This is a genomic window from Pseudomonas sp. MF6394 (genome assembly GCF_002018845.1).
In the GTDB taxonomy this organism is placed as follows: domain Bacteria; phylum Pseudomonadota; class Gammaproteobacteria; order Pseudomonadales; family Pseudomonadaceae; genus Aquipseudomonas; species Aquipseudomonas lactis.
Genome location: NZ_MVOJ01000015.1, coordinates 98,493 through 113,872, shown reverse-complemented (window position 1 = coordinate 113,872; position 15,380 = coordinate 98,493). Strand labels below are relative to the sequence as shown.

General features: G+C 55.9%; 13 protein-coding genes and 1 tRNA gene. 6 read left to right on the top strand and 8 right to left on the bottom strand.

The window, feature by feature from the left end; all coding sequences use genetic code 11:
- The first annotated feature begins 128 nt into the window (after positions 1-128).
- The 3 genes from MF6394_RS17205 to MF6394_RS33880 all read left to right on the top strand — a co-directional run bounded on the left by MF6394_RS17205 (position 129) and on the right by MF6394_RS33880 (position 4,749).
- Positions 129-3,872, top strand: a complete 3,744-nt coding sequence (locus MF6394_RS17205; protein ID WP_078467130.1) for a bifunctional diguanylate cyclase/phosphodiesterase — start codon at positions 129-131, stop codon at positions 3,870-3,872.
- A gap of 15 nt (positions 3,873-3,887) precedes the next feature.
- Positions 3,888-3,964, top strand: a tRNA-Ile gene (locus MF6394_RS17200).
- A gap of 287 nt (positions 3,965-4,251) precedes the next feature.
- Positions 4,252-4,749, top strand: coding sequence for a hypothetical protein (locus tag MF6394_RS33880; RefSeq protein ID WP_127881594.1), 498 nt, complete (start codon positions 4,252-4,254; stop codon positions 4,747-4,749).
- A 345-nt stretch (positions 4,750-5,094) separates the two neighbouring features.
- Here the strand turns inward: MF6394_RS33880 and MF6394_RS17190 are convergent, their stop codons facing one another.
- The 8 genes from MF6394_RS17190 to MF6394_RS17160 all read right to left on the bottom strand — a co-directional run bounded on the left by MF6394_RS17190 (position 5,095) and on the right by MF6394_RS17160 (position 11,930).
- Positions 5,095-5,619 (bottom strand): hypothetical protein, encoded by a 525-nt coding sequence (locus MF6394_RS17190; protein ID WP_078467128.1) that lies wholly within the window; start codon positions 5,617-5,619, stop codon positions 5,095-5,097.
- Complete coding sequence (locus tag MF6394_RS34165) at positions 5,616-5,753, bottom strand: hypothetical protein (protein ID WP_161952167.1); 138 nt, start codon at positions 5,751-5,753, stop codon at positions 5,616-5,618. Before MF6394_RS34165 ends, MF6394_RS17190 begins: the two co-directional genes overlap by 4 nt.
- Entirely contained in the window at positions 5,753-6,052 is a 300-nt protein-coding gene (locus MF6394_RS17185) for a hypothetical protein (protein WP_078467127.1), read from the bottom strand. The genes MF6394_RS34165 and MF6394_RS17185 overlap by 1 nt, the downstream gene beginning before the upstream one ends.
- A gap of 310 nt (positions 6,053-6,362) precedes the next feature.
- Positions 6,363-8,708 (bottom strand): phage/plasmid primase, P4 family, encoded by a 2,346-nt coding sequence (locus MF6394_RS17180; protein WP_078467126.1) that lies wholly within the window; start codon positions 8,706-8,708, stop codon positions 6,363-6,365.
- Positions 8,705-8,977 carry a hypothetical protein gene (locus tag MF6394_RS17175; RefSeq protein WP_078467125.1) on the bottom strand — a complete coding sequence of 91 codons (273 nt, stop codon included), beginning with the start codon at positions 8,975-8,977 and terminating at the stop codon, positions 8,705-8,707. The genes MF6394_RS17180 and MF6394_RS17175 overlap by 4 nt, the downstream gene beginning before the upstream one ends.
- Positions 8,974-9,291: a helix-turn-helix domain-containing protein gene (locus MF6394_RS17170; protein WP_232527651.1), complete on the bottom strand. Its 318-nt coding sequence runs from the start codon at positions 9,289-9,291 to the stop codon at positions 8,974-8,976. The genes MF6394_RS17175 and MF6394_RS17170 overlap by 4 nt, the downstream gene beginning before the upstream one ends.
- Positions 9,292-9,927: 636 nt before the next feature.
- Positions 9,928-10,545 (bottom strand): hypothetical protein, encoded by a 618-nt coding sequence (locus MF6394_RS17165; RefSeq protein ID WP_095020440.1) that lies wholly within the window; start codon positions 10,543-10,545, stop codon positions 9,928-9,930.
- A complete protein-coding gene (locus tag MF6394_RS17160) occupies positions 10,542-11,930 on the bottom strand; it encodes a tyrosine-type recombinase/integrase (RefSeq protein WP_078467123.1) in 1,389 nt (462 codons plus the stop codon). The genes MF6394_RS17165 and MF6394_RS17160 overlap by 4 nt, the downstream gene beginning before the upstream one ends.
- A 312-nt stretch (positions 11,931-12,242) precedes the next feature.
- Between MF6394_RS17160 and MF6394_RS17155 the strand changes: the two genes are divergently transcribed.
- The 3 genes from MF6394_RS17155 (at position 12,243) to MF6394_RS17145 (ending at position 15,345) form a co-directional block, all read left to right on the top strand.
- The gene (locus MF6394_RS17155) at positions 12,243-12,689 is read left to right on the top strand and encodes an Lrp/AsnC family transcriptional regulator (RefSeq protein ID WP_003194755.1); all 447 of its coding nucleotides are present in this window, start codon (positions 12,243-12,245) and stop codon (positions 12,687-12,689) included.
- 147 nt (positions 12,690-12,836) lie between these two features.
- Complete coding sequence (locus tag MF6394_RS17150) at positions 12,837-14,540, top strand: flavin monoamine oxidase family protein (protein WP_078467122.1); 1,704 nt, start codon at positions 12,837-12,839, stop codon at positions 14,538-14,540.
- A 10-nt stretch (positions 14,541-14,550) separates the two neighbouring features.
- On the top strand, positions 14,551-15,345 hold the full coding sequence (locus MF6394_RS17145; protein WP_078467121.1) for a carbon-nitrogen hydrolase family protein: 795 nt from the start codon (positions 14,551-14,553) through the stop codon (positions 15,343-15,345).
- Positions 15,346-15,380: the final 35 nt, after the last annotated feature.

Genomic DNA, 15,380 nt, shown 5'->3' with positions numbered 1-15,380 from the left:
ACCCCCGGCCCAGGCCGGGGGTTTTGCTTTCTACCGACCGCTTTCCACAGATTTACTGCCCCGCATCACCCCGCCCCCGCAATGCCCGTCTACACTCGAGACATTCCCCGTGCCATAACGAGACCGTTATGCCCAGATTGCCGACCGTGATACTGCTGTCGCTGCTGACCTGGACCGCAACGGCTGGCGCGTTGACTCTTACGGATGATGAGCGTAGCTGGTTGGCGGACCATCAGGAGCTGCGCCTCGGCGTGGACGCGTCCTGGCCTCCGTTTGAATATCGCGATGAAAATGGCCGATATCAGGGCCTGGCTGCCGATTACGTACGCTTACTCCAAGACCGTCTGGGCGTTCGAATCAAACTGATCGAACCAGTTAACTGGACCGCGGTGCTTGAACAAGCCCGCAATAACCAGCTCGACCTGCTGCCTGGCATCATGTCCACCCCCGAACGCCAGAATTTCCTGGCCTTTACACGCCCCTATCTCGACTTCCCCATTGTCATCCTGGCCCATGAAGGCGGCGCAAAACCACGCAGCCTCAAGGATTTGTACGGGCTGAAAATTGCCTTGGTGGAAAACTACGCGCCCCATGAACTGCTGCGTACCCACCATCCGGACCTGAATCTGGTGGCGATGCCCAACGTCAGTTCGACGCTGCAAGCCCTGGCCACCGATGAAGTGGATGCCGTAGTCGGCGACCTGGCCTCCAGCGTCTGGAGCCTGCGCCAACTCAAGCTCGACGGCCTGTACGTCAGCGGCGAAACGCCCTACCGCTACCAACTGGCAATGGGCGTGCCGCGGGATGAAAAAATCCTGGTGGGCATCCTGGACAAAGTCCTCGCCGACCTCAGCTCAGCCGAAACTGATGCGATCCAACAACACTGGGTCGGTAGTTTCACCGATCACCGCACCTTCTGGGCTGACCTGCTGACGTACGGCCTGCCAGCGGTGCTGCTATTGAGTACGGTGCTGGCAATCGTCATTCGGATCAATCGCCGGCTCAGCTCGGAAATTTCCCGCCGGGTCGCCCTTGAGCAAGAACTGCGAAGCAGCGAGTACCACTATCGCGGCCTGGTGGAGAGCTTGTCCGCCATCGCCTGGGAAGCAAGCATCAGCGATTTCACCTACAGCTACGTGTCACCCCATGCCGAAGACCTGCTCGGCTATCCCCGCGCTCATTGGCTGATTCCAGGTTTCTGGCGCAACATCATCCACCCCGCCGACCTGACTCGCGCCGAGGCCTATTGCTATCGGGAAACCCGTGCAAACCGCGATCACAGTATTGATTACCGAGTCATCACCGCTGATGGCCGCTGCCTGTGGGTACGTGACATTGTCAGCCTGATCGAACACGGCCATGAACCGGTGCTGCGCGGCCTGATGATCGACATCAGCGAAGCCAAGCGCACCGAAGAAGCCCTGCAACTGTCCGAGCAGAAATTTGCCTCGGTGTTTCAGCAGTGCCCCGACATTCTGGTGATTGCCCGGTTGTCTGATGGCTGCTTGCTGGAGGTCAACAAGGCATTCGAGGACCAGATTGGTCTACGCGCCGACGAGGTGGTGGGCAAAACCGCCCCCGACCTGAATATATGGGGCATTCAAGGGGGCGGCCCGGATTTGCTGCAACGAGTACAGACCACCAGCATCCGCAACCTGGAAATGCCCTTTCTGCGCAGCAATGGCCAGGCCTTTACCGGGCTGATCTCAGCCGAGCCGTTCCAACTCGACACCACCGAAGCCTTGGTGGTGGTGGTGCGGGACATCACCCAGCTCAAGGAAACCCAACAGCGACTGCAAACCTCCGAAGAAAAGTTTGCCAAAGCCTTCCATGCCTCCCCCGATGGCTTGCTGCTGAGCCGCCAGAGCGACGGCCTGCTGATCGAAGTAAACGAGGGTTTCAGCCACCTGACCGGCTTCACCAGCGCCTCTTCACTCGACCAATCAGCCCTGGACCTGGGCATCTGGGTCGACCTCAACGAACGCAAGCACATGCTCGAATTGATGCAGCGCGACGGTTTTGTCCGCGATTTCATCTGCCATATCCGTCGTGCCGACGGCCAGATTCGCCTGTGCGAAGTGTCCAGCCGCCCGCTGCCGATTGGCGACGAAGATTGCATGCTGACCATCGCCCGGGACATCACCGAACGCCAGTTAATGCAGGAAAAACTGCAGCAGGCCGCCACGGTGTTCGAAAGCACCGCCGAAGGCGTCTTGATCACCGACACACGGCAGAACATCAGCGCCGTCAACCGCGCCTTCACTGAGATAACCGGCTATAGCGAGGGTGAAGCCCTTGGTCATACCCCGCGTCTGCTTGCCTCCGGCCTGCATGACAGCGCGTTCTATGCGGCGATGTGGCACCAGTTGACGACCCACGGCCACTGGCAAGGTGAGATTTCCAACCGCCGCAAGAACGGCGAGGTGTATCCGAGTTGGCTGACCATCAGCGCCGTGCGTAACCGCGAACAATTGGTCACGCACTTCGTTGCCGTGTTCGCCGACATCTCCAGCCTCAAGCTGGCCCAGGCACGCCTCGACTATCAGGCCCACCACGACCCATTGACCGGCCTGCCCAATCGCACGCTGTTCGAAAACCGGCTGCAAGCCGCCCTCAACGGCCAGCAGGAAAGTGGCAAGCAGGGCGCGGTGCTGTTTCTCGACCTCGACCGGTTCAAACACATCAACGACAGCCTCGGTCACCCGGTCGGCGACCTGCTGCTCAAAGACATCGCCGTACGCCTCAAGGAGCAGTTGCGGGACGTGGATACCGTTGCTCGCTTGGGCGGCGACGAATTCATCATCCTGCTGCCCGGTTTGCAACAGGCCAGCGACGCCCAGCACTTGGCGAACAAACTGCTCGACTGCTTTACCCCGCCCTTCCAGGCCGGCGAGCATGAGTTCTTTATCAGCGCCAGTATCGGCACCAGCCTGTATCCACAGGACGGCACCGACGTGGCCACCCTGGTCAAAAATGCCGACGCCGCAATGTATCGCTCCAAAGCCAAGGGGCGTAACCGGGTCGAGCGCTATACCCGCGACCTGACTGCCCAAGCCAATGAACGCGTAGCGCTGGAGCACGAACTGCGCCGCGCCATCGAACGTGAAGAGTTGAGTCTGTATTACCAACCCAAACGCAGCCTGATCACCCAACAACTGATCGGCGCAGAGGCCTTGATCCGCTGGCATCACCCGACGCTGGGCGAGGTCCCGCCCGAGCACTTTATCGCCCTGGCCGAAGAGAACGGCACGATCCTGCAAATCGGCGACTGGGTACTGGAACAGGCCTGCCGACAGCTGCACGCCTGGCAAGCGGCTTTCGAGGACTTCGGCCCCCTGTCGGTCAACCTCGCAGGCGCGCAACTGCGTCATCCCAACCTGCTGTTACGCATCGAACAACTGCTGCGCGATTACCGCCTCGAACCCGGCTGCCTGCAACTGGAAATCACCGAAAACTTCATCATGAGCCAAGCCGAAGAGGCACTGGCGGTGTTGCACCAACTCAAGCGCCTGGGCGTACAGCTGGCGATCGACGATTTCGGCACCGGCTACTCGTCCCTCAGCTACCTCAAACGCCTGCCCCTGGACTTCCTCAAGATCGACCAATCCTTCGTCCGCGGCTTGCCCGACGACCCTCACGATGCAGCCATCGTGCGCGCCATCATCGCCCTGGGCCACAGCATGCAATTCACCATCATCGCCGAAGGCGTGGAAACCCCGGCGCAACAAGCATTCCTCGCGGCTGAAGGGTGCGAACAGATGCAAGGCTATATCGTCAGCCTGCCCCTGCCGCCGGAGCTTTTTGCCGCCAGCTTCCTTCGTACACGGCATGAGGATTTTTCGGATGGCACAGTGAACAAACCATCGTTATAATCCGCGACCTACTGAGGGCCTATAGCTCAGTTGGTTAGAGCAGGGGACTCATAATCCCTTGGTCGTAGGTTCGAGTCCTACTGGGCCCACCACACAAAACAAAGGCTTACGCTTAACGGCGTAGGCCTTTTTTGTTTTTTGACGAAAATTCTTAACGAATTGCTCAACGAATGCAGCCTGTGCCTATTCCCTGACAATTTGAGGGACCTCATTGATGGCACGTAGCCATTCTCGGAGCTATAATGGGAAAAAACGCAAAATCAGGGACGAAAATGACACCTCCTCCATTACTCCTGTTTCCTGCCTTGCCTAGCACTCTTGCTCGACAGGAATGTCTTCTACGCAGCAGTCACGACCACTTTAGTAACTGGAGTCGAATATGCTAAACCCTACGACCATATCATTGGCGATCATTGGCTTCGCACTTCTCATATATCTCCAGCACCAATTAAACCAAAATAATGGCCGCAAAGTAATAATCACCCTATGCGCCCTAGCAGTCTTATTCGCAGTATCGATAGGATGGGTCAAGCTCATATACAACAGCCCTGAAAATATTTCAAATAGAGCAGAAGTTCGCGCACAAGAAAAGAAAGAAAAAGATGCTGAAACCGCTCACAACATGTGCAACAACTCTATCTTGGCATACCTAACATCTAGAGACTTCGTAGAGCGCCGTTTAAAATCTCCAAGTACCGCTGAGTTCCCGTCATTCAGTGCCATACAATCAGTCTCACTAGGAAACTGCAAGTTTCAGGTGAGAGCCTACGTAGATGCTCAAAATGGTTTTGGAGCCACAACAAGGACACCATATCAAGCAACACTTGAATATATTCCTAAAGAACAATCATGGAAATTGTTAAATTTAGAAATCTAACAGGCATCTACGCCACCTTTTTATAGATATTAGGCCCACATCACGCCTGGATAAGGTGAGGCATCCCTGTTTGGCACCGGCTTAGTAGTCTGCGCAATGCCGCGCACCAGCGCGTTATAGCGGCTCTTCGGTCCACTCTTGCAGTGTCCCATGTGCGAAGTCAGCCAACCTCCGTGTTTCGCTAGCCAGCGCCTGGGCGGCATAGATTCAGCGGCCTCGATTGCCCATAGAAGTAGCTGTTCGTCGCTGGGTTGATCGTCATCTTCAAACTCGACTGCATCCTCAGGAACCATATTGTCCTGCACTCCTGGTATTGCCCGACCGGATTAGGATCGGGCGTCTAGATCAGATATGCCCAGCGGTTGCCAGCCCCATGCCCAGGTTCTGGCGAGTGCCAATCAGATTGTTCAGCGAGCTGACATTACCTAAGTCCAGATCCGTGATTTGCTCCAGCGCAGAACGAACACCAGCAAGCGTGACATAGCGCCCGGCTTCCTGAGCTGAATTGAAAGCTTTGGTGAACTCATCGGTATGAGCCTCGATCAACGGCTTCAACTTAGCGACCAAAGCGGAAATAGCCTTGCGATGATTTACTAGCCGTTCGATAGCTGCGATTGCATCAGCGACTTGCGCGGTGGCGGTATCCACTTTCGCTTGTTGCGCCTCGACTTCGGCCTGTAAGTGCAGGGCTTCCAGGCGAAGGTTTAGGCGTTTGGTTAGCCGGGCGGTGGTATCAATTTGATCCTCTAGCGCCGCCACGTCTTCACCAGCTCGGCAAGCTGACTCCCATTGTTCATTGAGGGACGCTAGCAACAGTTCGGCGTCGATTAGTTGCTGTTCATGCTGGGCGATCAATTCGACAGCGCTCATGCGCGGGCCTCCAGGCGAACCATGATGACCCCTAGGCTGGCCTCGATCAGAGCCATACGGTGCAGCAGGCTTTGCAGCAGATTGCGGTTACTGGTGCCCACAGGACGCCCAGGCTTACGGATTTCATCAGCCATTAGAAAGCTCTCCCGGAAAAGTACTCGTTAAAGTCAGGGGTGAGCTTTTCAATGATTGGCGCAGGTTGGGCCGCAAGTTTTGCTAATGCCTGAGCATTGCTTCCCATCCCTTTAGCTACTGTTTCTCCAAACTTATCGCTAACAATCTTTCGATTAGCCTCAATATTTTCTGATTTAAGGAAAGCCAGGTCCGACTTGATAGACGCAATGTCTTTTGTCAAACCTTCAAGAAGTCCAACCAATGATTCCAAGTCGCGAGGACTAAGCGAAGCTGAAGCGTTTACAAGCTGTCGAGCCATGTTGATTTACCTACATATAATTAATTAAGTCCGCTTATTATATCGCAAGTAAAAACACGCCTATTCATCTCTGGAATAACACCAAATATGCTTAGCTAGCTATCTATGTGGCGATATATCGGCCAGGATTTAGATAAGAATGTATGGCGTGCCGCGTGTGCCGGGTTTTTCGACATTCATTATCTTTCTGAAAAATAAATATTGATATTTCACTACTTATATTTTTTTGAAAGTTTGGGGTATCTCAGATAACCCGGCACAAGCGGCACACATTGCACAAAAGAAAAGGGGCCGCGATGGCCCCTTCTTGTTATTGCTGTTGAATGCTCCAACCTGGACGAATCTCCAGGCCACTTACATACTTCCCATGTCGATCACGTGTACGCCCGAAGCCTAGCCGCTCCAACCTATCTACAAAAGATTTCTGCTTAACCTTCTGACCGATACCCTGATCAGACGCCCAACTCGTGAACGTGTCATACAGCTTTTGAGATCCGACCTTCCCTAATGCGCTCCGCTCACACACATCATCGACGAACTGGGCCACCTGATCAGCCTCTAGGCGCCATTCCTCTTTAGCTTGGCGACTACTCTCAGGATCAGTAAACCCGCGCCCCAGTGCCTCGCTATAAGCAGCCAAAGACATGTTGAGAATGCCGGGAAGCTCAGCTAGCAGCTTCTCTTTGAGCATCGGGTCTGTCTGGCCCAAGCTGGCGTCGAACTTCCTGTTGAAGCGAATGACCAGAGCACGCCGGAACAAGGCATCGGAAAAGTCCCGCGTGTGCGGCATGTGGTTCGTACCAAACCAGCAAGTGGCATATGGGCGCATCACAAACGGGTCCTGGAACTTATGCTCAACCGTCGCAGGCTCGCCCGACACAATGCCCTTCAACGCCGCGTCAGCGATTATCTCACCTTCCCGGATCTCGGTAACAATGTTGGCTAGCTTCATATGCAGATGCGCACGAGAAAAAGCACGGTCGAACTGCGAAGGCTGCACACCGGATACATTCTCAGACCCTAGCAACGCCTCCAGCACCGACAACAGGACGGATTTACCGTTGCTGCCACCACCGATGAGCATAATGAATCGCTCATGCCTGCAATGCGTCATCAGCGTATACCCAAGCATTTCCAACAGCGCCCGCGCCTTGTCCTTACCATCGCTGTCAGGCTCGAAAATCTCACCCAGAAACTGAGAGAAGCGAGGTGCAGCGGCTTCAGGCTGGTACTCAATTGGAACTTGAGTGGTTCGATACTCCAGCTTGTTATGAGGCTCAAGCTCCCATTCACCCGTCAAATCATGCCGCACCAGAGCCCCAGACAGGCAATTCACAGACTCCGGGTCACCCAAGTTGAAGTCGTGGTCTTTGGTATAAATATCGGTTTTGAAAACATCCGCCACGTTATTAACCACGTTTGCTGTAATCGCGGTATGTGGTGCGAGCGCCGATTGAACCAACTGCTTTACCGCTCGATCCTCAGCAACCCTCCAGACACCACGCTCCAGCCACTCATAGACCAAGGGCCCAGTTGCCAGGATGTTATCTGACCCGACAGAGGCCAAAACACGCTGAGCCAACTCAAGATGATCCTCGTGATCGTCATCATTCGCAGCAGGCTTTAACTCGCGCAAAGCGCCCAGGGCGATTCCCGTTTGCTGCTTGATCACTCTGAGCAGTCGTTCACGCTCGATAGGGCTCCGGGACGAAGCCTCTGCCACGAGCCTTTCAATATCGGACGACTCGCTCTCTTCACTGAGTAATTTCACGTCCGCGCTGATTTCTGAATATAGCCGTAACGGGACTGGTGCATATCCTTTGCGGCGCGCCCCCTCAATCATTCCCGCCAGCTCTACACCCAATAGCGCCGACGCACGCTCTGCGCCTCGTTGTTTTGCCACTTCAGGAGCTACGGCAGAAAAAACCAGATGAATCAGTTGATCGTCGGCACCCTTTGCCACCAATCGCCCAACAATACGCAAAGCATTTTCGTGAACGCTCTCACCCTGCAATAACTCAGCTAACAGCTCTGTGTGATCACTGCTGCCACGCTCTCCAGATTCGTTAGCGGCGCTTCGTTGTGGCTCCTTGAACGTGCCCAGCCATTCCGAGAACTCAGCCCACGTGTAACGCTGACCGCCCTCATGAACAATGCTCGATCTTACCGGCTGAGCTTTTGTGTGGTTGAACCCAGGCAGACGCATTACACGCGGCAAGTCGTGAATGCTCTTGTCACTGTCTACTAGCGCAATCAACTTGCGCTGTGCGGCGTCAAACTCATTCAGCGGCACGCCATCAACGCACCAATAGGCATGATGCTTACCGGGTGACGACTCGACAATGATCGACGGGGAAAATGGGACAGCCGCCAACCTATCGAGGTGGTCGTCGATGATGTCGAAGTCCACATACAAGGCTCGGACGCGGGTAATGCTAGCGGCGTCATGCCCTCCCGCATTCACAACAGCGTATGCGCCCCACCCAGCAATATTTTTCGCCTGCAAGTCATACAAAGAGTTTGCCTTGCGTGCCCCTTGCATCGGGTGGATAGCTCGATAGTGCCAATCTTGCGGTTGCGAATCGGGGTCTAACAGCGCCAAGAATCGCAAAGCCTCATCAACGTCCGGCAACAGCTTTTGTGCAGTGATAGTCATTGCAAACCCCCATGGTAGCTGGCGATTATTTGCACACGTTCAGCCTCAATCAGACCGGCAAGCGCTTTGCCTGAATTGAAGGCAGCCACATAACGTCGATTGACCTCAACCACATCAAGTGGGGCGGACTTAAGAAGATCAAAAGCGTCCACGAAGACGCTAATTGCGAGCGCATCGTCGTTATCGTTAGCACTGATCAACGAGGCGTTACCGATCATTTGATACAGGCCTGCAAGGGCTTTCACTTGCGTGATTTGCTGAGCATTCATGCCACAAGCTCCTTTTGTTGAGCCAATCGAACCAACACGTAAACAGCAACACGCGGATGAATACGGCCGAAGCGATCAGAGAGGTTTCGACGCTGGGTCAAAATCTCGTGCCCTTGCTCTCGCAACTCAATCACACGAGCGGCTGGCATCATGACGCTATACCGATCTCGCAACTCAAAGGTGCTTGCGGGATGATCAATCAGCACGGCTAGGACACGCTGCCGTTGGGCATAGGCACTGGTAGCCTGAAGATCCATAGTTTTTTCAGGGCAATCCAAGGGCGCCCCCATATCGCAGGGTTGTTTAATCTCCATGATTAAGCCGCCTTTTGTTGCTTGGCGAAATACTGGGCTACTTGTTCGCGTGACCATCGAACGGCCCTGCCAATGCGAAGCGGTTGCGGAAAGTCAGACCGACTAGATACCCGCCACCAAGTGGTGCGACTCACAGCATAAAGCTTGCAGTAAAACTCTGCGGGGTGATGCGGAATGTTAAAATCAAGCATCGGATCTCCTTTGATCGCGAAGCCCGGAAAACCTGTTGACGGGGGGCCGTTGATTGCCTAACCTGCGTCATGTGGATACATGCTTTACCGGGTAAAACTAAAGTTATGTTTCGTTTTTCCCAAAATACGACTCCCCAAGACTAGACCTCTTGGGTTTCGTGTTTCTGGAACACACTCATTGTAACATGGGTAAAAACAGCCAAATTTCAGTTTAAAGTCACTCAACGACTACTCAGTCGCGCTTACTCGTAACTCCTTGATTTACTTAATCTAACGATCACTCGGTCAATTTATTGCGTGCGCCATATGTCGCATTTTTGACTTTGTCGTGTCGCATTAGCAGTAAGCCTCTGAACTATCACCTCCCTACACCCATCAGCGCGCTATGAACATGGGGAGATCTTATGGGACGCAAGAAGTCTTGGCGAAAGGGATAAATCGGCGACTAATCCCCCACAAGCAGACGCTCCAAATGAAGCTCCCAACGCGGATGTGCATGTAGGTGCTTCTTCCTTAGCTTCCAAATATCAGCTACCGACTTTGCCTCCATATTCAGTTGTGCGGCTAGAATGTCGCTTCCTGACTGCACACCTTCAGTAGCATCGTTGCGAGTGGGCTTTATACCGGCGCGCCTCAGTGCCTCCAGCGCTAGGCAAATCGTAAAGTTCCGCTTAAGGTCGGGCGGCTTGCCTTGTCGAGTTGGTCGTGGTCGTCCACCGCGCAGCACTTCAGCGATAAATACGCGGAAATACTCCGGTACCGGCTCCCCCCTCTCCACGTATGGAGCTGCGAACCGCGTTGCCTCATCCCATGCGTTCTGGTCGGTCTTAGCGGCCTCGATCAAATCCACGCCATCGACGTATGCACGCGTGACACCCTCAACTTTACGCCACGAGATAGACCGGACGTGCATCGGATAACCGTCCCAGTCCACGGGTTTACTAGGAAGAACACGGGAGAACATCGCCAGGACTCGGGCGGTAACTGCTACTGGGTCAAACGGTTGCTCTAGCAGCTTCTGGCGCTCTTGCAGGCGCGCCATTTCCTCAAATCGCCAGCTCATTGACGTACCACGCTACGTGTCGATAACTGCACCACTTCCGCACTCTGCGGCACTCCCGCCAACTCATCCAGATAGCGCGCCCACCTGTCTAAATCCACACGTTTTTCCGGTAGATAGTTCCACCGGTCATAGTGCTTTGCTTGCACACCTGACCGACCATGCGACAGTAACCATGCACGGCGCTCCTGATTCACCCCCAGCGCGGCTAGGTGCGTTTCGATGGTTGCGCGCAACGTGCGCCAAGTGAAACGGCGGGTCTCCCCCTTTGTCGAAAGCTGATCGCCAAGCGCTGAGAAAATATCTAGTGCAGTACCGGGTGTAATGCTGACTTTTCCACGCAGAGAGAACGGCCCAGGTGCTTTGCCTGCCTCTTGAAGCGCTAATAGCGGCGACAGGATTTCACAGAGTCGCTGAGTCATCGGCAACAGATGCTCACGCGGTGGAGTCCCTTTACCGCCCTTGAGGTCGATCAAGCGCATCACCTCACCATGTTCACCATCGTCGTAAAGGTCATCCCAAGTGACACGGCAAAGCATCTCTACCCGTTGCCCAGCTAGATAAAGCATTGCCCTTGCGATTGCACGGCGGCGCTCAGGCAAATCCTCAACGGCTAGAACAACCGCTTTCAATTCTTCCTTAGTCAGCGCCCAAGTGTTCGCCTGATTGGCGCCTTCAATAGTCGGCACATCACGCGCAGGATTTGTTTTGAGTCCGTATTGAACAGCGTCACCAGCACGAAGCGGGTTTAGGTCGCTCGCAAGCCCGAACGAAAACGCAGCTTGAAGGTAAGAGCGCAACTTATCAGCCTGCCGCTTCTTACCGTTGGTTGCTGAAGCCTTGGTCAAGCGCGTCCCCCGCCCTTTACTGGCGACTGATCGAGTCAGGCAGCGACGCAGGATGTTCGCAACATCGCTGGGTTCGACTTCCTTGGCCTTGCATTGCGACAATTCCAGGAATGGATCGAGAACATCCAGCTTTAGCGCTCCGCGCACAGCCCTGGCGCTGGACTTGCCCCTACGCTCCATATCGTCAACGTAGGCATTCAGCATTTGAGCCAACGTTCCCTGCCTTGCCTCAACATCCGCAGCACGTTGGGTTAGGCGTTGACGCTCATCTTCCGCTTTCTGATAGTCATCAATAGTCGGGAAGGCTCGAATCTCCAACGACTTCGCAGCGGCATAGGCTCGCCACTCAACCAGCGTTTTTTCGGAATAGTTCCCCAGCTTTAGCCGCTCCTGCTTTTTCTCTCGGCGCAGACTCAGATAGACCAACACGCCAGTAGCTCGGCGCTCAAAGAGAAGAGAACCCGTCCCTTTCCCTTCTAAGGCCTCAGAAAGCGTGGTTTTCAATGCTGTTATCTTGCTGTGAACCAGTTTCTGCGCCATTTTCAGCCCTATTCCTTTCTTAACGAATTGCTCAACGAATCATAGCAACTCTAGAGGATTTCAGGAAACAACGAGAAACGTAAAATCAAGCTATTAGCCCTATAAATAGGGACTTTCATATTTCACGAGGTAGCTCCAGATCACTAATCTTGTGACTCATAATCCCTTGGTCGTAGGTTCGAGTCCTACTGGGCCCACCACACAAGAAAGCCGCGCATTGCGCGGCTTTTGCGTATCTGGCCGAGTGATTTTTTCCGCAGGGCCAAGCCTGTAACATGCCTGCTCACTGCCCTCTCGCACTGGAGCTCCCCCTTGCCCGCCCTAGACGAAATCGACCGCCAACTGATCGCCGCCCTGCAGCTCAACGCCCGTGAAAGCGTGGCCATGCTCGCCCGGCAGTTGGGCATCGCGCGTACCACCGTCACGTCGCGTCTGGCCCGCCTGGAAAAAACCCAGGTCATCACGGGTTACGGCGTGCGCCTGGGCCAGCGCGTTGCGGATGGTGGGTTGCAGGCTTATGTGGGCATTACCGTGCAACCCCGTTCGGGCAAAGAGGTGTTGCGCAGGCTGAGCGCCATGGCGCAAGTGCAGCAGTTGTGCGCGGTGAGTGGGGAGTTCGATTACGTGGCGTGGCTGCGCACCGATTCGCCGGAGCAACTGGACCAATTGCTGGACCAGATCGGCAGTGTCGACGGCGTGGAGAAAACCACCACCTCGATCATCCTCAGTAACAAACTGGATCGCGGACAACCAATCTGATCACTATATTCGTCATATTGACTAAAACTAACGCAATACGACGACACATTGCGTCTTATTAACGAGCGCAACGCTCCCTAAACTGGCTGCCATCTTTTCCTATACTCAACGGGCCCTCCTCCCGCCGAGCCGTCAGTAAGGTCAGCCATGAGCATTCCGTCCAGCACCCTCAGCAAGCCTAATCGCCACCCGGGCGACGGCAAGAAACCCATCACTATCTTCGGCCCGGATTTCCCGTTTGCCTTTGATGACTGGATCGAACACCCCGCCGGGCTGGGCAGTATTCCTGCGGCTAACCATGGCGCCGAAGTGGCGATCGTCGGTGCCGGGATCGCGGGCCTGGTTGCGGCCTACGAGTTGATGAAGCTGGGGCTCAAGCCCGTTGTGTACGAAGCCTCGAAGATGGGCGGTCGCTTGCGCTCGCAGGCCTTTGAAGGCGCCGAAGGCATCATCGCCGAGCTGGGCGGCATGCGGTTCCCGGTGTCGTCCACGGCGTTCTACCATTACGTGGACAAGCTGGGGCTGGAAACCAAGCCCTTTCCCAACCCGCTCACTCCGGCGTCCGGCAGCACTGTGATCGATCTGGAAGGCCAGACTCACTACGCGCAAAAACTCGCCGACTTGCCTGCTCTGTTCCAGGAAGTGGCCGATGCCTGGGCCGACGCTCTGGAAGCCGGTTCACAGTTCGGCGATATCCAGCAGGCGATCCGCGACCGCGACGTGCCTAGGCTCAAGGAGCTATGGAACAAGCTCGTGCCGCTGTGGGATGACCGTACCTTCTACGACTTCGTCGCCACCTCCAAAGCCTTCGCCAAATTGTCGTTCCACCACCGCGAGGTGTTTGGCCAGGTCGGTTTCGGTACCGGCGGCTGGGACTCTGACTTCCCCAACTCCATGCTGGAAATCTTCCGTGTGGTGATGACCAACTGCGATGATCATCAACACCTGATCGTCGGTGGCGTGGCCCAAGTGCCCATGGGCATCTGGCGCCATGTGCCGGAACGCTGCGCCCACTGGCCGGCCGGTACCAGCCTGAGCTCGCTGCATAGAGGTGCGCCACGGGCCGGCGTGAAGCGCATCGCCCACGCCGCCGATGGCCGTTTCGCCGTTACCGACAACTACGGCGACACCCGCGAATACGCGGCAGTGCTGACCACCTGCCAAAGCTGGCTGCTGACCACCCAGATCGAATGCGATGAAACCCTGTTCTCACAAAAAATGTGGATGGCCCTGGATCGCACTCGCTACATGCAGTCCTCGAAAACCTTCGTGATGGTTGACCGCCCATTCTGGAAAGACAAAGACCCACAAACCGGTCGCGACCTGATGAGCATGACCCTCACCGACCGCCTGACCCGTGGCACCTACCTGTTCGATAACGGCGACGACAAGCCGGGGGTGATCTGCCTGTCCTACTCGTGGATGAGCGACGCGCTGAAGATGCTGCCCCAGCCTATCGACAAGCGGGTGAAACTGGCCCTCGATGCACTGAAGAAGATCTACCCCAAAGTCGACATCAAGGCGCGCATCATCGGCGACCCGATCACCGTATCCTGGGAGGCCGATCCGCATTTCCTCGGGGCCTTCAAAGGCGCCTTGCCCGGCCACTATCGCTACAACCAGCGGATGTATGCGCACTTCATGCAAAAGGATATGCCTGCCGAACAACGCGGGATCTTCATCGCCGGTGATGATGTATCGTGGACGCCTGCCTGGGTCGAAGGCGCGGTACAAACCTCGCTCAACGCGGTATGGGGCATCATGAACCACTTCGGAGGCAGCACCCACCCGCAGAACCCAGGCCCGGGCGACGTGTTCGATGAAATAGGGCCGATCGCCCTGGCAGAATAAGGAGTTGAGCATGCGTGTCGCCTTGTACCAATGCCCGCCACTGCCGCTGGATGTGGCCGCTAACCTGCAGCGCCTGCACCGGTTGGCCCATGAGGCACACGGCGCCGATGTGCTGGTGCTGCCAGAGATGTTCCTCAGCGGCTATAACATTGGCGCCGAAGCCGTTGGCGCACTGGCCGAGGCACAGGATGGGCCGTCGGCGCAGGCAATTGCCGAACTGGCGCAAGGTGCCGGGCTGGCGATTCTGTATGGCTACCCGGAGCGGGCCGAGGACGGCCAGATCTACAACGCCGTGCAGTTGATCGACGCCCACGGCAAGCGCCTGTGCAACTACCGTAAGACCCACCTGTTTGGCGATCTTGATCACTCGATGTTCAGCGCCGGCCCCGATGATTTCCCGGTGGTGGAATTGAACGGGTGGAAGGTGGGCATGCTGATTTGCTACGACCTGGAGTTTCCGGAAAACACCCGGCGCCTGGCCCTGGCCGGTGCCGAACTGATCCTGGTGCCCACCGCCAATATGGTGCCGTTCGATTTTGTTGCCGACGTCACCGTACGGGCGCGCGCCTTTGAAAACCAATGTTTCGTGGCCTATGCCAACTACTGCGGGCACGAAGACGAGATTCACTACTGCGGGCAAAGCAGCATTGCCGCGCCGGACGGCGAGCGAATTGCCCAGGCCGGCCTGGATGAAGCCTTGATCGTCGGCACCCTGGAGCGCCAATCGATCTTCGACGCCCGCGCCGCCAACCACTACCTGCAAGACCGTCGCGCCGAACTCTACGGCGCACTGCACAAGCCCTGACCCATTGGGTTTGCTAGCATAGGCACTTCCCACGC